The organism is Streptomyces sp. NPDC046335 (genome assembly GCF_055587985.1).
Window position 1 is genome coordinate 324,444 of the sequence record NZ_JBVJFF010000004.1, and the last position, 17,663, is coordinate 342,106.

Genomic DNA, 17,663 nt, shown 5'->3' on the forward strand with positions numbered 1-17,663 from the left:
GCGTCAGTTCTCCTCTGCTCTGTCTTCGTCGAGCAGCTCGGCCAGGGTGCGGCGCGCCGCGGGGCGCAGCGGCGCGGCGCCGGAAAGTGCTCCTCTGGGCGGCCCCGCGAGGGAGGCTCCGGCGACGGAGACGGCTCCGGCGGCGGCGACCAGGGCGGCGTCCACGGCGGCCGCGAGGTCGCCGAGCGTGCCCTGTTGCAGGACCAGCGGGAGCAGGGTGGGTACGGGCAGCGCACGGGCCTTGGCGAGCCTGCGGGCGAGCCGGGCCGCCTTCAGGGAGTCGCCGCCAAGATCGAAGAACCTGTCCTCCACGGTCAGTTCGCCGATGTCCAGGAGTTCACCGAGGAGGTCGGCGATCAGCCGCTCGGTGTCGGTGCGCGGGGCGCGGCCACGGGCGGTGTCCGGTGCGCCGGGTTCGGGCAGCCGGGCGGTGTCGAGCTTGCCGTTGGGCGACAGCGGCAGCTCGGGCAGGACCACGAAGCGGCCGGGCACCAGGGACCGCGGCAGCGCCGCCGTCAGGGAGGCGCGCACCTCGTCGAGGTCGAAGCCGTCCGCGTCGGGCACCTCCAGGTAGCCGACCAGGCCGCCTTCGTACGCCGTGACGTGGGCGGCGCCGACCGCGGGGTGGCGTTCGGCCACCGCCTCGATCTCGCCGGGCTCCACCCGCAGGCCGTTCAGCTTGATCTGCTGGTCGGCGCGGCCGGCGAAGACCAGCTCCCCGTCGGCCCTGCGGTACGCGAGGTCGCCGGTGCGGTACATCCGCGTCCCCGGCGGCCCCAGCGGGTCGGGGCGGAAGCGGTCGGCGGTCTGCGCCGGGTCCCCGAGGTAGCCGCGGGCCAGTCCTTCACCGGCGATCCACAGCTCTCCCGTGATCCCCGCGGGCACGGGCGAACCCGCCGCGTCGAGCACATGCAGGCGTACGTTCTTCAGGGCCCGGCCGATCGGCAGGCTCTCCGCCGCGGACAGCTCGTCGGGCAGGGGGACGGGTACGGCGTACATGCTGGCGCTGACGCTCGCCTCGGTCGGCCCGTAGGCGTTGACGACCAGGCAGTCGTCGCGGAGCCGTTCGGCGAGCCGCCGGCAGGCGTCGACGGAGACCGCCTCGGCGCCGACGCTGATGCCGCGCAGGTCGGGCTGGGGGCGGCGGGCGGCCTCGGGGACCATGTACGGGGCGAGGAACGTGCTCTCGACGCGGTGCTCGGCCAGCCAGTCGAGGTGGTCCTCGGGCGTGGTGCGGGCCCGCTCGGGGGCCAGGTGGACCTCGGCGCCGCGGGCGAGGGCGGGGAACATCGCGTAGACCGAGGCGTCGAAGCTGAAGCTCGCCCAGACCGCGGCCCGGCAGCCGCGGGGCACCAGCGCGTCGTAGTGCGGGTCGGTGATCAGGTTGACCACTCCGGCGTGCGGTACGAGGACGCCCTTGGGCCGCCCTGTGGAGCCCGAGGTGTAGATGAGGTACGCGGGATTCCGCGGGTCGACGGGGGTGCGCAGGTCGTCGGCGGAGTGCTCACGGGTGTCCGGCAGCGCCCCGGAGAGCACCACGGCCGCCCGGGAGTGCGACAGCATGAACTCCCGCCGCTCCGCGGGGTAGGTGGGGTCCACCGGGAGGTAGGCGCCGCCGGCCTTGAGCGTGGCGAGGATCGCGACCGGCACGTCCAGGCCGCGTTCGAGCGACAGGGCGACGATCCGCTCCGGGCCGATGCCGCGCTCCCGCAGGTGGCGGGCGAGGCGGTTGGCCCGCGCGTTGAGTTCGGCGTAGGTGAGCCGGTCGCCCTCGTGGACGAGTGCGGTGGCGTCGGGGGTGCGCCGGGCCTGCTCCTCGACGGTCTCGTGCAGCAGCCGCGGGGCGTCGGGCGCCTGCCGGGTGGCGGTGTCGTTGAGCTGCCGCAGCCCCTCCTGCTCCGGTGCGGTCAGCAGCGGCAGCGCGGAGAGCGGGGTACCCGGGGCGGCGACCGCGCCGCGCACCAGGGTGGTCAGGTGCCCGGTCAGCCGGTCGACGGTGCCCTCGTCGAAGAGGTCGGTGCTGTAGATGACGGAGCCCGCGATGGTGCCGTCGGGCCGCCGCTCCAGGGTGAACGTCAGGTCGAACTGGGTGGCGCGGAAGCCCGACGGCAGCGGCTCGCGCTCCACCCCGGGCAGCGAGAGCCCCTCACCCGGCATGGTGTGCAGCGAGAAGAGCACCTGGACCAGCGGGCTGTGGCTCAGGCCGCGGGAGGGCGCGAGCTCCGCGGTGAGCCGCTCGAAGGGCACCTCCTGGTGGGTGAAGGCGGACAGCGAGGTCTCCCGTACCCGGCCGAGGAGTTCGGAGAAGGCCGGGTCGCCCGCCAGTGAGGTGCGCAGCGCCAGGGTGTTGACCAGGAAGCCGACCACCCGGTCGAGCTCCGGCCGCAGCCGCCCCGCCACCGGTGAGCCGATGACGAGGTCGTCGAGACCGGTGTAGCGGTGCAGCACCGCCTTGACGCCGCTGAGCAGCACCATGAACAGGCTGGCCTCGTGCTCCCTCGCCAGCTCGTCGAGGCCGGTGACCAGCTCGGCGGGCAGGGTGAAGTGGTGGGTGGCGCCGTGGAAGGACTGCACCGCGGGGCGGGGCCGGTCGGTGGGCAGCGGCAGCACCTCGGGGGCGCCCGCCAACTGCGCACGCCAGTAGGCCAGTTGGTCCGCGAGCCGCTCGGTGGCCCCCGCGCCGTCGAGTCGCCCGCGCTGCCACTGCGCGAAGTCGCGGTAGCCGATCGGCGGCTCGGAAGGCAGTACACGGCCCGCGTACAGCGCGCTCAGGTCCTCGAAGAGGACCCGCAGCGACGCGGCGTCGGCGATGATCTCGTGCACGGTGAGCTGCAGTACGTGGTCGTCGTCGCCCAGCGGCACCAGCAGGACCCGCAGCAGGGGCGCGGCGCTCAGGTCGAAGGGGCGGTAGGCCTCCTCGTCGAGCGTGCTCCGCAGCCCCGCATCGTCGTCCGGGCGGTGCGCGGGGGCGGTGCGCAGTTCGAGGGCCGCCTCGTCGGCCACGAGCGCGAGCCGCGCATCGCCGGTGCTGTCGAAGGAGGTGCGCAGCGCGTCGTGGCGTGCCGCGAGGGCCCGCACCGCGCGGCGCAGCGCCTCGATGTCCAGGGGGCCGCGCAGCCGGTAGGCGAAGGCGTTGTTGTACGCGGTGTTACCGGGCTTCAGCTCGTCGAGGAAGAGGAACTGCTCCTCGCCGAAGGAGGGCAGGCCCCGCGTCGGATCGTCCCGCCGGGGCACGGCCGGCAGCTCCGCGTGGTCCCCGGGCGCGGAGCCGGCCTCGCGCACCGCCTCGGCGAGCTGGGCCACCGTACGCCCCTCGAACATCAGCCGCATCGGGAGTTCGACGCCGTGGACGGCCCGGATGCGCGCGACCACCTGGGTGGCGATCAGGGAGTGGCCGCCCAGGTCGAAGAAGTTCCGGTCGGTGGCGACGTCGTCCACGCCCAGGGCGTCGGCCCAGATCCCGGCGATCGACTCCTCGGTGGAGTCGCGCCCGGCCCGCGGTCCGTCCGCCACGGCATGGGCGGCCGGGGCGGGCAGCGCGGCGCGGTCGGCCTTGCCGTTGGGGGTCAGCGGTACGCGGTCGAGGACGACCAGGGCGCTCGGCACGAGCTGGGCGGGCAGCCGCTCGCGGCTGAACTCCCGTATGCGAGAGGTCAGTTCATCGCCCTGCCCGGCCGCGTCGCCCCTGGGCACCACGTAGCCGACGAGGCGCTTGTCGCCTGGCCGGTCCTCGCGCACCGTGGCGACGGCCGCGACCACGTCGGGGTGGGCGCGCAGGGCCTCCTCGACCTCGCCGAGCTCGATCCGGAAGCCGCGGATCTTCACCTGGCCGTCGAGGCGGCCGCCGAACTCCATGACGCCGTCGGGGCGCCGGGTCACCCGGTCCCCGCTGCGGTACATCCGCGCCCCGCCGCCCGCGAAGGGGTCCGGCAGGAAGGAGCTCGCGGTGCGGCCGGGGCGGCGCCAGTAGCCGTAGGAGACACCGGTGCCACCGATGTACAGCTCGCCCGGCGTGCCGTCGGGGACCGGCCGGAGCTGCTCGTCGAGCACGTAGAGCAGCGTCTGGTCGATGGCGGTGCCGATGGGGACGGCGTCGGCGTCGGGCGGCAGCGCGGCCGTGTCGTGGACGGCGGAGAAGGTGCTTGCCTCGGTGGGGCCGTAGCCGCTGAGCAGCCGGCCGCCCGGCGGCAGGTGCTCACGGGCGGCCCGGACGCTGCCGGGGTCGGCCGCCTCGCCGCCGATCACGATCTGGGGCACGGTCGCGAAGGCCGCGGGCTCGTTGCGGATCACCTCGTTGAACAGGGAGGTGGTGACGAACACCGTGCTGAGCCGCTGCTCCTCGACGAACTGCCGCAGATGGCGCGGGGAGATCATCACTTCCCGGTCGATGGCCACCAGGGCGGCGCCGTTGAGCAGCCCCATCCAGATCTCCAGGACGCTGGCGTCGAAAGAGAGGTTGCCTCCGAAGCCGACCCGGTCCTCGGGGCCAAGACGCAGGTAACAGGTGTCCACGACCAGCCTGATGACGGCCTTCTGGGTGGTGAGCACTCCCTTGGGGCGGCCCGTGGAACCGGAGGTGTACATCATGCAGGCGGGCTGCGCCGCCGACTGCCGGCCGGGCCGCTCCGCGCCGCAGGCCGCGATCTCTTCGGAGTCGTCGTCCAGGCGCACCACGGGGGTGCTTTCCAGCGGCAGCAGTTTGTCGTGCGGCCGGCGGGTGACGACCAGGTCGAGCCCGGCGTCCTCGGCCATCCAGGCGAGCCGCTCCGCGGGGTACGACACGTCCAGCGGGACGACGACCGCTCCGCACTTCAGCGCGGCGAGGGTGGCCATCACCATGTCGGACCGCCGGTCGGTGCACACACCGACGAAGGCACCTGCCCGGATACCCCGATCGAGCAGATATGCGGCCAGTCGATTCGCGCGGACATCGAGCTCCGCGTAAGTCCACTCCTGCGATTCGAAGGCGAGAGCCGTCCGTTCTGGTGCGAAATCGGCGTGTTTCTCGAAAAGCCCCGCGAGAGTGGGCAGTTGAGCCCGATTCATAACATCCGTCCGATGGTGGGGTGATGAAGCAGTCGGTGTTTGAACGCAGATGTTTTCAGGGCGACTTCGCAAGATCAAGATCTGGACTTCCTGGCGCGAACAATGCATGATCTCGGGCGAGACGGGGCGGAGTACCAACTCCATTGCCGTACATCCGACCCAGGAGGACGCGTGTGACCAGTGCGGACACTTCCGAACAAGAGGAAACACGACTAGATCGGCCGCTCCTTGTCCTGGGCGCTCTCATGGCCGTGGGTACGTTCGCGGCGGCGCTGGACGCGACCATCGTTTCGCTGGCCCTGAACGATATTCGTTCGGAATTCAACACTCCGATTGACACGATCCAGTGGATTATCACGGGATATCTGCTGGGAATCGCCACAGTTATACCGGTCACGGGATGGGCCGTCGACCGTTTTGGCGCCCGGACCATGTGGCTGACGGCCATGGCGATTTTCCTGGGCGCCTCACTGCTGTGCGGAATTGCCTGGTCGGCGCCTTCGCTGATTGTCTCCCGGGTCCTTCAGGGGTTTGGCGGCGGCATGATCGTGCCGATCGCCCAGGCGGTCCTTGCCCGGGCCGCGGGCACCGCCCGGGTGGGCCGGATCATGGCCCTGGTGACCATCCCCACCCAGTTCGCCTCGGTCATCGGCCCGACCCTGGGCGGCGTCCTGGTCGAGACGTCGACCTGGCGCTGGATCTTCTACCTCAACCTGCCCATCTGCCTGATCGCGGGCGGGCTCGCCGCCAAGATGCTCCCGCGCGACGAGCCGCAGCGCACGGCCCGCCTCGACCTCAAGGGGCTGCTGCTGCTCTCGCCCGGCCTCGCCCTGCTGGTCTTCGGCGTCTCCCGGGTGGCCGACGGCGCGACCGCGGTGCTCGTCCCGGTCGCGGCAGGCGCCGTACTGCTCGCGGGGTACGTGGCGCACGCCCGCACCACACCCCACCCTCCGGTCATCGACCTGCGGCTGTTCAACACCCGCTGGTTCAGGACGCTCTCCGGGATCATGCTCGTGTACGGAGGCTTCTTCTTCGGCGCGGTCTACCTCTTCCCGCTCTACTTCCAGCAGGCCAGGGGCCACACCGCGCTACAGGCCGGCCTTGAGGTGGCGCCCCAGGGCATCGGCATGCTCCTGATGCTCTTCCTGGGCGGCTCGCTCGCCGACAAGCTGGGCCCGCGGCCCGCGATGCTGGGCGGCCTCGGCCTGCTGGCGCTCGGGACCCTGGTCTACACGCAGCTGCCGTCCGATCCGCCGACATGGCTGCTGCTCGCGGCACTCGCCGTACGCGGCGCGGGAATCGGGCTCTGCGTCGGCCCGCTGATGGCCGCCGTCTTCCAGGGCGGGCTGCCGAAGGCGTCGATCCCGCGCGCCACCACCGCCATCAACATCCTTCAGCGCGTGGGCGGTTCACTCGGCACCGCGCTGTTCGCCGTGGTCCTCACGAGCCAGGCGGGGGAGCAGAAGAGCGCCGGGCCCGCGGACTTCAGCCACACCTTCTGGTGGGTGGCCGGTCTCGTCGTCCTGGCGCTCGTGCTCACTCTGACGCTGCCCAAGGGCCACCCCGCGGCGGCCGCGGACGCCCCGAAACCCGCGGACTCCAAGACGCCCGAGGACCCCAAGACCCCCGAGGACTCCAAGGCCCCCACGGACTCCAAGACCCCCGCGGACGACTGACCGGCGCGCCGGGGCCCGTACGGGCGGTTCCTCAGCCGCCGCGGCGGACGCGGGCCGCCCTGCGGGCCTCGGCGAGCTTGCGGGCCTCCCCGGACTTGCGGGACTTGCCGCCGCCGGTGCCACCGCCGGTGCCCGTGGCGCGGGAGGCGTCCTTGCTGGTGCCGAGGCCGCGGAAGGGCGCGTTGGTGTTCTTGGCCCGGGGCGCGGCGGGCCCGTCGAGCGGAGCGCCGGAGGGCGCCTTGGCCCCGGTGATCCGGCTCAGCTCCTGCTCGCCCGAGCGCACCTTGGTGACCGTCGCCTCGATGCCGGCCTCGGTCATGAGGCGGCTCATCTCGCGGCGCTGCCCCGAGAGGACCAGCGTGACGACGATGCCGGACTCGCCCGCGCGGGCGGTGCGGCCGGCGCGGTGCAGGTAGTCCTTGGGGTCGGTGGGCGGATCGACGTTGACGACCAGGTCGAGGTCGTCGACGTGCAGGCCGCGGGCGGCGACGTTCGTCGCCACCAGCACGGTGATGTGACCGTTCTTGAACTGCCCGAGGGTCTTCGTGCGCTGCGGCTGCGACTTGCCGCTGTGCAGGGCGGCGGCGTGCACCCCGCTGGCACGCAGATGCCGGGTGAGCTGGTCGACCGCGTGCCTGGTGTCGAGGAACAGCAGGACGCGGCCGTCGCGCGCGGCGATCTCCGTGGTGACGGCGTACCGGTCGGGCCCGTGGACGACCAGCACATGGTGCTCCATCGTCGTCACCGCGCCCGCGGCCGGGTCGACCGAGTGCACGACGGGGTCCTTCAGGTAACGCGAGACCAGGTCGTCGACGTCGCGGTCCAGGGTCGCGGAGAACAGCATCCGCTGCCCCTCCGGACGCACCTGGTCGAGCGCCTCCGTGACCTGCGGCAGGAAACCCATGTCGCACATCTGGTCGGCCTCGTCGAGCACCGTGATCCGTACGCGTCCCAGTCGGCAGGCCTTGCGCTCGATGAGGTCGTGCAGCCGGCCAGGCGTGGCGACGACGACCTCGGCGCCGTCGCGCAGCGCGGCGATCTGCCGGCCGATCGACACGCCCCCGACGACCGTGGCCATCCGCAGGCCCAGCGCCCCGGCGTACGGGGTGAGCGCCTCGGTGACCTGCTGGGCCAGCTCGCGGGTGGGGACCAGGACCAGGGCGAGCGGCTGCTTGGCCTCCGCGCGCCGCCCGGCCGTCCGTACGAGCAGCGGCAGCCCGAAGGCGAGGGTCTTGCCGGAACCGGTGCGTCCGCGCCCCAGTACGTCGCGGCCCGCGAGGGCGTTGGGCAGCGTGGCCGCCTGGATCGGGAACGGCGTCTCGACACCCTGCTCGCCCAGCGTGCGCAGCACGGCGGGCGGCAGCCCGAGATCGGCGAAGGAATCGGCGAAGGAGTCGGCCGGCGGCGTCGCCGAGGGGCTGTCGGAGCGGTCCGGACTGTTCATGAAGGGAGCCTTCCGCAGGCGATACGTACCGAGGAAGGCCCGGTAGACGGACGACGGGCCCCGCACGGCCCGAATCGCCGGCCGGTCACACCCGTGCAAACGGTTGACGCTAACACAAGAGACCGCGGCCCGCTTTCCGCCTGATCGGCGGGCGACAACGAAGCCCTCCACGGTAAAAGCTAAGCATTTGCTTTAACTCGCCCGCAAGGTCTACGGTCGCGTTAACGCAAATGCATTGCGTTAACGGAAGGAGTCCCATGCCCGGCGTCATCTCCGACGCACCGGCGGCGTCCGACGCACCCGCGCACGTCGCTCACCAGGCCACCCGCACCGGCGTCCGCGCCCGCGCCCACACCCGCACTCGTACGAAGAGGCGCACGGCTTCGTTCGCCCTCGACGTGTCGATACTCGCGGCCCTCCTGGCCGCGTCCAGCGCTCCGACCCCGCTCTACCCCCTCTACCAGGACCAGTGGAGCCTCTCCGCGCTCTCCGTCACCGTGGTCTTCGGCGCGTACGCCCTGGCGATGTTGCTGGCCCTGCTCACCACCGGAGCGCTCTCCGACCACCTGGGGCGACGCCCCGTCCTGGCAGGCGCCCTGCTCATGGCGGCCGCCTCCATGGTCCTCCTGGCCTCGGCGGACGGCGCGGGCTCCCTGACCATGGCCCGGGTCCTGCAAGGAGCGGCCACCGGCGCCGCCACCAGCGCCGCGGGCGCGGCACTCCTCGACCTGGAAAGCCCCCGGCACCCGGGCAGGTCCACCCTGGCCAACAGCGTCACCCCGGCCGCGGGCATGGCCATCGGCGTGCTCGTCTCCACCCTGCTCGTCCGTTTCGCCCCCGCCCCCACCGTCACCGTCTACGTACTGCTGGCGGCGGTGTTCCTCGCCCAGGCGATCGCGGCCGCCTTCACCACGGAGACGGCCCACCGCCACGCGGGAGCGCTGCGGTCGCTGCGCCCGCGGGTCAGCGTCCCGCCGCCGGCCCGCCGCGCCCTGCTGGCCGCGGGCGCCGCTGTCGGCACCGTCTGGGCGCTGGGCGGCTTCTACTCCTCCCTCGGCCCGGCCCTCGTACGCCTGGTGGCCCCCGACGCCCCGCAAGCAGCCCGCGGCATGGTCTTCTTCACCCTCAGCGCCACGGCCGCGCTCACCGTATGGACGCTGCGGCGCAGGCCGCCCCGCGCCACGGCGATCGGCGGCTGCCTGTCCGTCCCGCCCGCCGCGGCCCTGACCCTGGGCGGTCTGCACGGCGCCGGGCTGCCCGCCGTTTACGGCGGCGCGGTGCTGGCCGGCATCGCCTTCGGCGCCGTTTCCCAGGGGGCGCTGCGCATGCTCCTCACCTCGCTCGACGAGCGGGACCGCGCCGCGACACTGGCCGCCCACTACATCCTCAGCTACCTCTCCATGAGCCTGCCCGCCATCGCCGCGGGCGCCGCCACCCAGCACTACGGGCTGGGGGCCACCTCGCACGCCTACGCCATCACCGCCGCTCTCCTCGCCCTGGCGGCCCTGGCGGCACTCACCGCGTCACGACGCGGGGCGGCCCGCCCCGAAACCGACCGCTCCCACTGAAGAGAACGAAGGAAACGGCACACCATGCACACCTCTCACGCCACTCACGCCGCCACTCACGCCGCCACTCCCATCCCCTCCTGGACCGTGGGCGGCGTCACCGTCCACCGCATCGACGAAGTCGCCCTGCCGCCCGCGACCGGGCCCTGGCTGCTGCCCGACGCCACCCCTGATGTGGTGAACGCCCAGGAGTGGCTGCACCCCCACTTCGCCGACCGGGACGGGATTCTGCACATCGACAGCCACAGCTTCGCTTTCGTCGTGAACGGGCTGCGCGTTCTCGTCGACACCGGCATCGGCAACGGCAAGGAGCGGGCCAACCCGGCCTGGCACGACCTGCGGACCGACTTCCTGGAGCGCCTCACCGCCGCCGGGTTCCCCCCGGACTCCGTCGACCTGGTGATCCTCACCCACCTGCACGCCGATCACGTCGGCTGGAACACCCGGCGGGTGAACGGCGAATGGGTCCCCACCTTCCCCAACGCCCGCTACCTCACCTCCCGGGCCGAGCGGGAGTTCTGGGCCACGTACGACATGGAGGAGGCGCGTGAACAGATGTTCCGCGACTCCGTGATCCCGGTCGAGCAGGCGGGTCTGCTGAGCACGGTCGACGTCCCGCGCGAGGGCGCCGAGATCGCCCCCGGCCTGCGCCTGATCCCGACACCCGGCCACACTCCCGGCCATGTCGCCGTGGAACTGACCAGCCGGGGTGAGGAGCAGCGTGAGACGGCGCTGATCTCCGGAGACTGCGTCCACCATCCCGTCCAGCTCGCACACCCCGTCATCGGCGCCTGCGTCGACATCGACCCGCAGCGGTCCGAGGCCACCCGCCGCGAGTTGCTCGGCTCCCTCGCCGGCACGGACACCCTCCTCCTCGGCACCCACTTCGCACCGCCCACCGCCGGCCGGGTGGTCTCCCACGGGGACGCCTACCGGCTGGATCCCGTCCCCGCTTCCTGACCAAGACCGCTACGCGCGCTTCTCGGTCTCGGTGGTCACCCGGGCCCTTCGGCAGAGCACCGGGAGCCACAGGAGACATGCCAGCAGGGGGACCGCGGCGTAGGCGGCCATGCCCGCACCGGAGCCCAACCCGCCCATGAGCGCGCCGAGTACGAGATAACCGATGCCGATGAGCACCGACTCCACGAACGCGATCATCGACAGCAGGCTCGCCCGGTGACGCGACGGCACCGCCTCGTTGAACACGTTGTCCACGATCACGGCGGTGATCTCGGGAATTCCGACCAGAAGCAGGAACGCGGTGATGGTGAGCCAGACAAGGCCGAGGCCGCTCAGGCCGAGCGCCGCGGCGAGCGTCAGGAGAGACACCGGGACGACGACCCGGTACCCGATGCGCCGGTTCGCGCGGTCCGACAGCAAGGGAGTGAGCCCGCCGGCGAAGAATCCCGCCGATATGACCACGCTGACCAATGCGGTGCCCGCTCCCTGATCGGAGAGGGTCTTCTGCGTGAAAATGATGTACGGCGTCAACGTCGCATGCATCAAGCCGGACACCACGACGAGCGTCACGAGCGCCGGCGTGGCGACCCGAAGCATCGCCCGCCACGCCGTGGCGTCGCGGTGCTCCTCGCCTCCGCTCCGCTCGTCCACCATGTCCGCGCCGCGGATCTCGGGCACCCGTGACATCAGCACCACCACGGCCAGGACGAGGCACGCCGCCGAACCGACGTAGACGACCCCCCAGGAAATCCGCTGAAGCTGGCCGCCGAAGGCGATGGCGGCTCCCGAGGTGACCGTCCCGAGCATGGTGAACCGGGACCTGATCTTGACGTAGCCGGCCGTCGCACCGCGGCGCACGAGCAGGTCGTACAGCAGGGCGGTGTCCGAACCGGACACACATGCCATGCCCACGCCCTGCCCGATGAACAGCGCCAGGAACACCCAGTAGTCGGTGAACGCCACCTGACCGAGCAGACATCCGGCTACCAGCACCTGGCCGATCACGATGCCGGCACGCCTGCCGATCCGGTCGGCGATGACTCCCGTCGGGAACTCCGCGACTCCGCTGACCAGGTAGAGCAGTGTCTGCAGTAAGGCCACCTGCCCGGCGGAGAAGCCTCGCTGATAGAGGAAGAGGACGAATACGCCGCGCTGGAACAGGGTGTTGGCGAGCACGGCGTACATGTAGAACGGGCGCGTGACGCTTCCGTGGAGAGCGATTGGTGCTGCTTCGGTCGACGTCACTCACGCATGATTACCGTCACCGCACGTCCCGGTCGAGCGGATTTCGCCGACGTTGCTGCTCAGCGGCCTGCGGCTCTTTTGGCGGCGTTGATCTTGGGCACTCGGATGGCGAGTGATCTTCGGTGATCACCGGAAGAGAGAGTGGCATGACCTCACCCACGCGCCCGGTTCGACGCACGAACCACAAGCGGCGCTTCGACCTCCGTGTGACCACCCTGTTCTTCGTGCTGCTCGCGGTCATCCTGTGCGCCATGGTGTTCCTGGCCCGCACCGCGGCGCACATCGTCGAAAGCCGCCCGCTGTGGGCGCTCTCGCTCCTCCTGGTGGCCGTCGCGGCCGCGTGGTTGTGCCGGTCGAGATGGCGCCGCTTCTCCGCCGCGAGATGTGCGCGCCGGGCCGCCGAGGTGCTGGAGGAGGCGGCCGAACGGGCCTCCGACAGCATCGACGACCTGACGGCCGACGAGCGGGTGCCGCCGGACCCGCGGACCGCCGCGCCGGGCGAGGTGCGTGCGGAGGCTGCACCCGTGGCCCCGGAGACGACCACCGTCGCCGACTGCCCGGACGACTACACCGACCTCGATGCCGACGGCTTCGAGGACGCCATAGCCGAGCTCTGCGTCCGCGACGCATGCCTGGACGTGGAAGTCGTCGGCGGAGCACACGACTTGGGGGCGGACATCATGGCGGACACCCCCGACGGACGGCGGGTCGTCATCCAGTGCAAGCGCTACGGCGACACCCACAAGGTCGGCTCACAGGATCTGCAGCGCTTCGGCGGCACGTGCTTCACCGTCCACGAGGCCGATGTCGCGGTCCTCGTCACGACGAGCGACTTCACCGTTCCCGCCCTTGAGTACGCGGAGCAGTGCGGCATCGTGTGCGTGAACGGAGCCGAGCTGGAGGCCTGGCACGACGGCACCGGGCCGAGCCCGTGGGACCGGGCGGTCGTCGAAGCCGATGTGTGAGACTGCACCCATGGATGCGGGGCGGGAGTCGCGGTGGGAGAAGGACGCGATGACGGTGGAGATCGTCTTCGCTCTGGTGACGGCTGTCCTGCTGGCCGCGGCGGTGTTCGGCCTCTCGCTCATCCCCGCCCTGTTCCTCGGTACCTCGGAACCGGCGGGCAAGGCGGTGCTGGCGGCGGGCGCCGCGCTGGGAGTGGCTGCCGGAATCTGGCGCCTGGTGCGGGTCCTGCTCAGCTTCGACGCCTGGCGGCGCGAGGGCCGTTGAGGTGGGGGACGGCGACCCCCAAGCTCACAGCCACCCGCAGCGCTGCGCCTGCAACGCCATCTGGAAGCGGTTGGCCGCGCCGAGCCTGGCCATCAGGACCTGTAGGCGCCGGAAGAGAGTGCGGCGGCTGATGCCCAGCTCCCGGGCGATGACCTCGTCGGTGGCGCCCCCGGCCAGGAGCCACAGCAGGCGGCGGTCGGCCGGCGGCAGCCCACCCGGAGCCGCGGTGCGGCCGTGGAACGGCAGGGCGTTGTTCCAGGACTGTTCGAACAGGGCCATGAGCGCCGAGAGCAGACCGCACGGCTGCACGACCAGCATGGTGTTGTGCACGTCGGCCTCCTTGATCGACAGGGACACGAACGCGTACGCCTCGTCGATGATGACGAGTTTGACCGGCACCGAAGGCAGCACCCTGGCCTGCTCGCCCGCCTTGACGCACGGTTCGATGACCTCGGTCAGATGACCCGGATGTTCGAGCGACTCACGCGAGTACACGACGCGCTGTGTCACACCCCGGGCGAGCGTGGCGAGCGCGTCCTCCGTGGCGCCGGGCAGGGGAAAGTAGGGCGGTGACTCGAACTGCCGGATCTGTTCGCGGGCGCTGGCCCAGGCCTGGCGGAGCCTGGGGCCGACGGCGTCGCCGGTGACGGTCTCGACGAGGTTGTCGCTGTGGGCGGCGAGCCGCTGCCGCCGGAACGACTCGAACGCGCCGCCGACCGCGATGCGCGACTCCTCGACCTCGGCCGCCCGGTGCCGGGCAAGGACTTCGAGACCGGCGGCGGGCGGCACCGGGGCCACCGCGTCCCCGCCCCGCTCGGCGCTGCCGACCAGACCGGCGTCGACCAGCCCCTCGTAGGCACGGTCGAGCTCCGCACCGTCGAGCCCGGCCGCGGTGCCGATCGTGCTCAGCGGGGCCGGAGCCAGTTCGAGCAGCGCGACATAGACCCGGGCCGCCGCGGGATCGAGCCCGAGCAGCCGCAGGGACTCGCCGAGTTTCACGTTCGTCATGGCGGCATTATCGACGCCGTCCGGCCGACGCCCGTGGCCGATCCGTGCCAGTGGCACTCTTCGGCCCCGGGTGCCCGCGGGGCGGAGTACGTTCCGAGCACGGTCGCCCCCGGCGGCTTCACGAAGAGACAGACCCAGAAGAGTCAGACCGCAGAAGAGTCAGACCCCAGAAGAGTCAGACACCCCAGAGAAAGGCGTACGCCATGGCGCAAGGCCGCAAGAACAGGCTCTACCCGGGCATATCCGAGGAGCTGTCCGCCCTGATGCGGACCGGCTGGGCGGACACCGAACGGCACGACCTCGCCCCCGCCGAGCAGGCCCCGTACGCCGCCCGTCGTCGCGCCGCGCTCTCCGCCCGCTTCCCGGGCGAACGCCTGGTGATCCCCTCCGGCAACCTCAAGGTCCGCTCGAACGACGACACCTATCCGTTCCGGGCCTACTCCGGCTACGTGCACATGACCGGCGACCAGGCCCGTGACGGCGCCCTCGTCCTCCAGCCCCGCGCGGACGGCGGCCACGACGCCTACTGCTATCAGCTCCCGCGGGACAGCAGGGACGACGACGAATTCTGGACCGGCCCCACGGCGGAGCTGTGGATGGGCAGGCGCCGCTCGCTGACCGAGGCGCAGCTCGTGCTCGGCCTGCCCTGCCGCGACGTCCGCACGGCAGCCGCCGACCTGGCCGGTGGCTTCGAGGGGCCGACCCGGATCGTGCGCGGCGTCGACCCGGCCCTGGAGGCCGCGGTCACCTCCGACGAGGAGCGGGACGACGAGCTCGCGGAGGCGCTCAGCGATCTGCGCCTCGTCAAGGACGACTGGGAGATCGGCGAGCTCCGCAAGGCCGTGGACTCCACCGTGCGCGGCTTCACCGACGTCGTCGGCGACCTCTCCCGGGCGGTCGCGACGTCCGAGCGGTGGATCGAGGGCACGTTTTTCCGCCGCGCGCGGCTGGAGGGCAACGCCGTCGGATACGGCTCGATCTGCGCGGCGGGCGACCACGCCACGATCATGCACTGGACGGAGAACGACGGCCCGGTGCGCCCGGGCGAGCTGCTCCTGCTCGACGCCGGCGTGGAGACCCACTCGCTGTACACCGCCGACGTCACGCGCACTCTGCCGATCAGCGGCACGTTCACACCCGTACAGCGCAAGGTGTACGAGGCGGTGTACGAGGCGCAGGAGGCCGGCATGGCCGCCGTGAAGCCGGGCGCGGCCTACCGCGACTTCCACGAGGCGTCCCAGCGCCATCTGGCGGCCCGCCTGGTGGAGTGGGGCTTCATCGAGGGCCCGGCCGACCGCGCGTACGAACTCGGTCTTCAGCGCCGCTTCACCATGGCGGGCACCGGGCACATGCTCGGCCTCGACGTCCACGACTGCGCGCAGGCGCGGAACGAGGAGTACGTCGACGCCGCCCTGGAGCCCGGCATGGTGCTCACCGTCGAGCCCGGTCTGTACTTCCAGCCGGACGACCTGACCGTGCCCGAGGAGTGGCGCGGCATCGGTGTCCGCATCGAGGACGACCTGCTGGTCACCGCCGACGGCCACGAGAACCTGTCGGCGGGCCTGCCGCGGTCGGCGGACGACGTCGAGGCGTGGATGGCGCGCTTCGCGGGCTGAGCGCCCCGGATGCCCTGCCGCCAGGGCGTTTCCGCCGGTGCCGAACGGTTACCTGTTGTCCACGACGGGGCGGGACCACCGGCACCGACCAGCGGAGGCGACTGTGGAGCACGGCGAAGAGCGCGAGGAGGGCACCCGCGGGCAGCGGGCGAAGGAGGCCGTCCGGCGCGTGGGCAGGGCCTACTCCCCGCGTGAGCGGCGCGGCCTCGGCGGGCACGCGGGCGCGGTGGCCGCGTTCGGCGTCTACACGGCCGCGTGGGGTGTGGCGGTCGGCCTGCGCAAGGCGAAGTTCCCCGAGCGGCCCGAGCCGTGGGACATCGTGTGCGCGGCGGCTGCCACGTTCCGGCTGAGCCGGCTGCTCAGCAAGGGTTCGGTCACCAGCCCGCTCCGGGCGCCCTTCACCCGCTACGAGTCGGCGACGGGACCGGCCGAGGTCAGTGAGAGCCCCCGCGGCGGCCTTCTGCGGTCGACCGTGGGGGAACTCGTCACGTGCCCGTTCTGCATGAGCGTCTGGCTGACGACCACCATCACGGGCGCCCGCCTGCTGTGGCCGGGCGCCACCCGGACCGTGACGGGCGGCCTCACCGCGCTCGCGGCAGCCGACGCGATGCAACTCGGCTACGACTGCCTCGTACAGAAGAACGGCGAATGAGCGCGTCCGGACGAACCACCGTCGGGCTCGTCGCGCGGGCGGCCCGCACCGCCGCCCGCCGGCGCGGGGCGCCTGCGCTGCACCCCTTCGGCGTGTGCGGCGAGGGAACCCTCACCGTGCGCCCGGCGGGTGGTGCCTGGGGTGAGCGCTGGCTCGACGAGCCGGGGGAGTACCGCGTCCAGTTGCGCTGGTCACGAGCTGCCGGGCTGCCCGGACGGCTGCCGGACGCGCTGGGCCTCGCCCTGCGCGTCCACCACGCGGGAGGCCCCGGTCGGCCCCTGGACGTGCTGCTGACCACCAGCGGCGGCGGCCGGGCGACCAGGCATCTGCCGCTGCCGCGCATGGACGCGACCGGCGGCCCGTACTCCACGCTCCTCGCCTATCACATCGGCGACCGCCAGGGGCTCCTGATCGCCCACCCCGCCGGGGCCTCGCCCCACGTGCCCAGCGGTCTCGACGGCCTGCGGACGGCGCTGGAGCAGGCGCCGCTGACGTTCCACCTGTGTGCCGCGCTGCCCGGCCGGGCGTGGTGGCCGCTCGGCACGCTCACGACCGGGACGCCGCTCGACCTGCCGCCCGCCGAAACCCCCTCCTACGACCCCTACTCGCACTGCCTGCCGGGCCTGCGCCCCACGGACAGGTTCAGCGGACTGCGGGAGGCCGCCTATGCCGCCTCCCGGGCAGGCAGGCGTACGACCGGCGAAAACGACAGGCGTACGACCGGCGAACACGAAAGGACACCGGCATGTTGAGACTCGGTATCCCCGTCATCGGAGTCACGGACGTCCCCCGGGCAGTGGCCTTCTGGACGGCGGCCCTGGATCTGGTGGTCACGCGCGAGTGGGAGAACGAGACCTGGCGGACGCTCGGCCACGCCGACGGGTCCGGCCGTGTCCTCGGGCTGATGTACAGCGAGTCGCCCGCCGAGGCGCGCCCGCGCCTGCACCTGGACCTCTTCACGGACACGGCACAGGAGCAACAGGCCGAGGTCCGGCGGCTGATCGGTCTCGGCGCACAGGCCGTGGAGTGGGACCTCTACCCGCCCGACCCCGACTTCGTCGTCCTCGCCGACCCGGACGGCAACCTCTTCTGCGTCGTGGATCTGAGCAAGGCACCGAGCGGCGGCCGACCGCCGCAGTGACGAACGCGGACGGGGGGGGGGGGGGGGGGGGGGGGGGGGGGGGGGGGGGGGGGGGGGGGGAGGGGGTGGGAGCAGGT

Annotated in this window: 13 protein-coding genes; 9 read left to right on the top strand and 4 right to left on the bottom strand. The window is 72.3% G+C overall.

Annotation, left to right across the window (positions count from 1 at the left end):
- Positions 1–3: 3 nt before the first annotated feature.
- Positions 4–5,190 carry an amino acid adenylation domain-containing protein gene (locus ACZ6JY_RS10975; RefSeq protein ID WP_469194481.1) on the bottom strand — a complete coding sequence of 1,729 codons (5,187 nt, stop codon included), beginning with the start codon at positions 5,188–5,190 and terminating at the stop codon, positions 4–6.
- 101 nt (positions 5,191–5,291) lie between these two features.
- Between ACZ6JY_RS10975 and ACZ6JY_RS10980 the strand changes: the two genes are divergently transcribed.
- Positions 5,292–6,722 (top strand): MDR family MFS transporter, encoded by a 1,431-nt coding sequence (locus ACZ6JY_RS10980; protein WP_469195029.1) that lies wholly within the window; start codon positions 5,292–5,294, stop codon positions 6,720–6,722.
- A 31-nt stretch (positions 6,723–6,753) separates the two neighbouring features.
- On the opposite strand, the gene ACZ6JY_RS10985 is transcribed toward ACZ6JY_RS10980, so the two are convergent.
- Positions 6,754–8,166 carry a DEAD/DEAH box helicase gene (locus ACZ6JY_RS10985; RefSeq protein WP_469194483.1) on the bottom strand — a complete coding sequence of 471 codons (1,413 nt, stop codon included), beginning with the start codon at positions 8,164–8,166 and terminating at the stop codon, positions 6,754–6,756.
- Between the two features lie 257 nt (positions 8,167–8,423).
- Between ACZ6JY_RS10985 and ACZ6JY_RS10990 the strand changes: the two genes are divergently transcribed.
- Both ACZ6JY_RS10990 and ACZ6JY_RS10995 read left to right on the top strand, forming a co-directional pair.
- Positions 8,424–9,734, top strand: a complete 1,311-nt coding sequence (locus ACZ6JY_RS10990; RefSeq protein WP_469194485.1) for an MFS transporter — start codon at positions 8,424–8,426, stop codon at positions 9,732–9,734.
- Between the two features lie 24 nt (positions 9,735–9,758).
- The gene (locus ACZ6JY_RS10995; RefSeq protein ID WP_469194487.1) at positions 9,759–10,694 is read left to right on the top strand and encodes an MBL fold metallo-hydrolase; all 936 of its coding nucleotides are present in this window, start codon (positions 9,759–9,761) and stop codon (positions 10,692–10,694) included.
- Positions 10,695–10,703: 9 nt separating this feature from the next.
- Here the strand turns inward: ACZ6JY_RS10995 and ACZ6JY_RS11000 are convergent, their stop codons facing one another.
- Entirely contained in the window at positions 10,704–11,879 is a 1,176-nt protein-coding gene (locus ACZ6JY_RS11000) for an MFS transporter (protein WP_469195031.1), read from the bottom strand.
- A 206-nt stretch (positions 11,880–12,085) separates the two neighbouring features.
- Between ACZ6JY_RS11000 and ACZ6JY_RS11005 the strand changes: the two genes are divergently transcribed.
- Together ACZ6JY_RS11005 and ACZ6JY_RS11010 are read left to right on the top strand one after the other, a co-directional pair.
- A complete protein-coding gene (locus ACZ6JY_RS11005; RefSeq protein WP_469194489.1) occupies positions 12,086–12,904 on the top strand; it encodes a restriction endonuclease in 819 nt (272 codons plus the stop codon).
- A 10-nt stretch (positions 12,905–12,914) separates the two neighbouring features.
- Positions 12,915–13,169: a DUF6332 family protein gene (locus ACZ6JY_RS11010; protein ID WP_469194491.1), complete on the top strand. Its 255-nt coding sequence runs from the start codon at positions 12,915–12,917 to the stop codon at positions 13,167–13,169.
- 24 nt (positions 13,170–13,193) lie between these two features.
- Here ACZ6JY_RS11010 and ACZ6JY_RS11015 read toward each other — a convergent pair whose 3' ends face one another.
- Entirely contained in the window at positions 13,194–14,177 is a 984-nt protein-coding gene (locus tag ACZ6JY_RS11015; protein WP_469194493.1) for a LuxR family transcriptional regulator, read from the bottom strand.
- A gap of 203 nt (positions 14,178–14,380) precedes the next feature.
- On the opposite strand from ACZ6JY_RS11015, the gene ACZ6JY_RS11020 reads away from it, so the two are divergent.
- The 4 genes from ACZ6JY_RS11020 to ACZ6JY_RS11035 all read left to right on the top strand — a co-directional run bounded on the left by ACZ6JY_RS11020 (position 14,381) and on the right by ACZ6JY_RS11035 (position 17,586).
- Positions 14,381–15,793: an aminopeptidase P family protein gene (locus ACZ6JY_RS11020; RefSeq protein ID WP_469194495.1), complete on the top strand. Its 1,413-nt coding sequence runs from the start codon at positions 14,381–14,383 to the stop codon at positions 15,791–15,793.
- A 103-nt stretch (positions 15,794–15,896) separates the two neighbouring features.
- Positions 15,897–16,445 (top strand): DUF1360 domain-containing protein, encoded by a 549-nt coding sequence (locus ACZ6JY_RS11025; protein WP_469194497.1) that lies wholly within the window; start codon positions 15,897–15,899, stop codon positions 16,443–16,445.
- The gene (locus tag ACZ6JY_RS11030; RefSeq protein WP_469194499.1) at positions 16,442–17,197 is read left to right on the top strand and encodes a phosphodiesterase; all 756 of its coding nucleotides are present in this window, start codon (positions 16,442–16,444) and stop codon (positions 17,195–17,197) included. Before ACZ6JY_RS11025 ends, ACZ6JY_RS11030 begins: the two co-directional genes overlap by 4 nt.
- Entirely contained in the window at positions 17,191–17,586 is a 396-nt protein-coding gene (locus tag ACZ6JY_RS11035) for a VOC family protein (RefSeq protein ID WP_469194501.1), read from the top strand. Before ACZ6JY_RS11030 ends, ACZ6JY_RS11035 begins: the two co-directional genes overlap by 7 nt.
- The last annotated feature ends 77 nt before the right edge of the window (positions 17,587–17,663 follow it).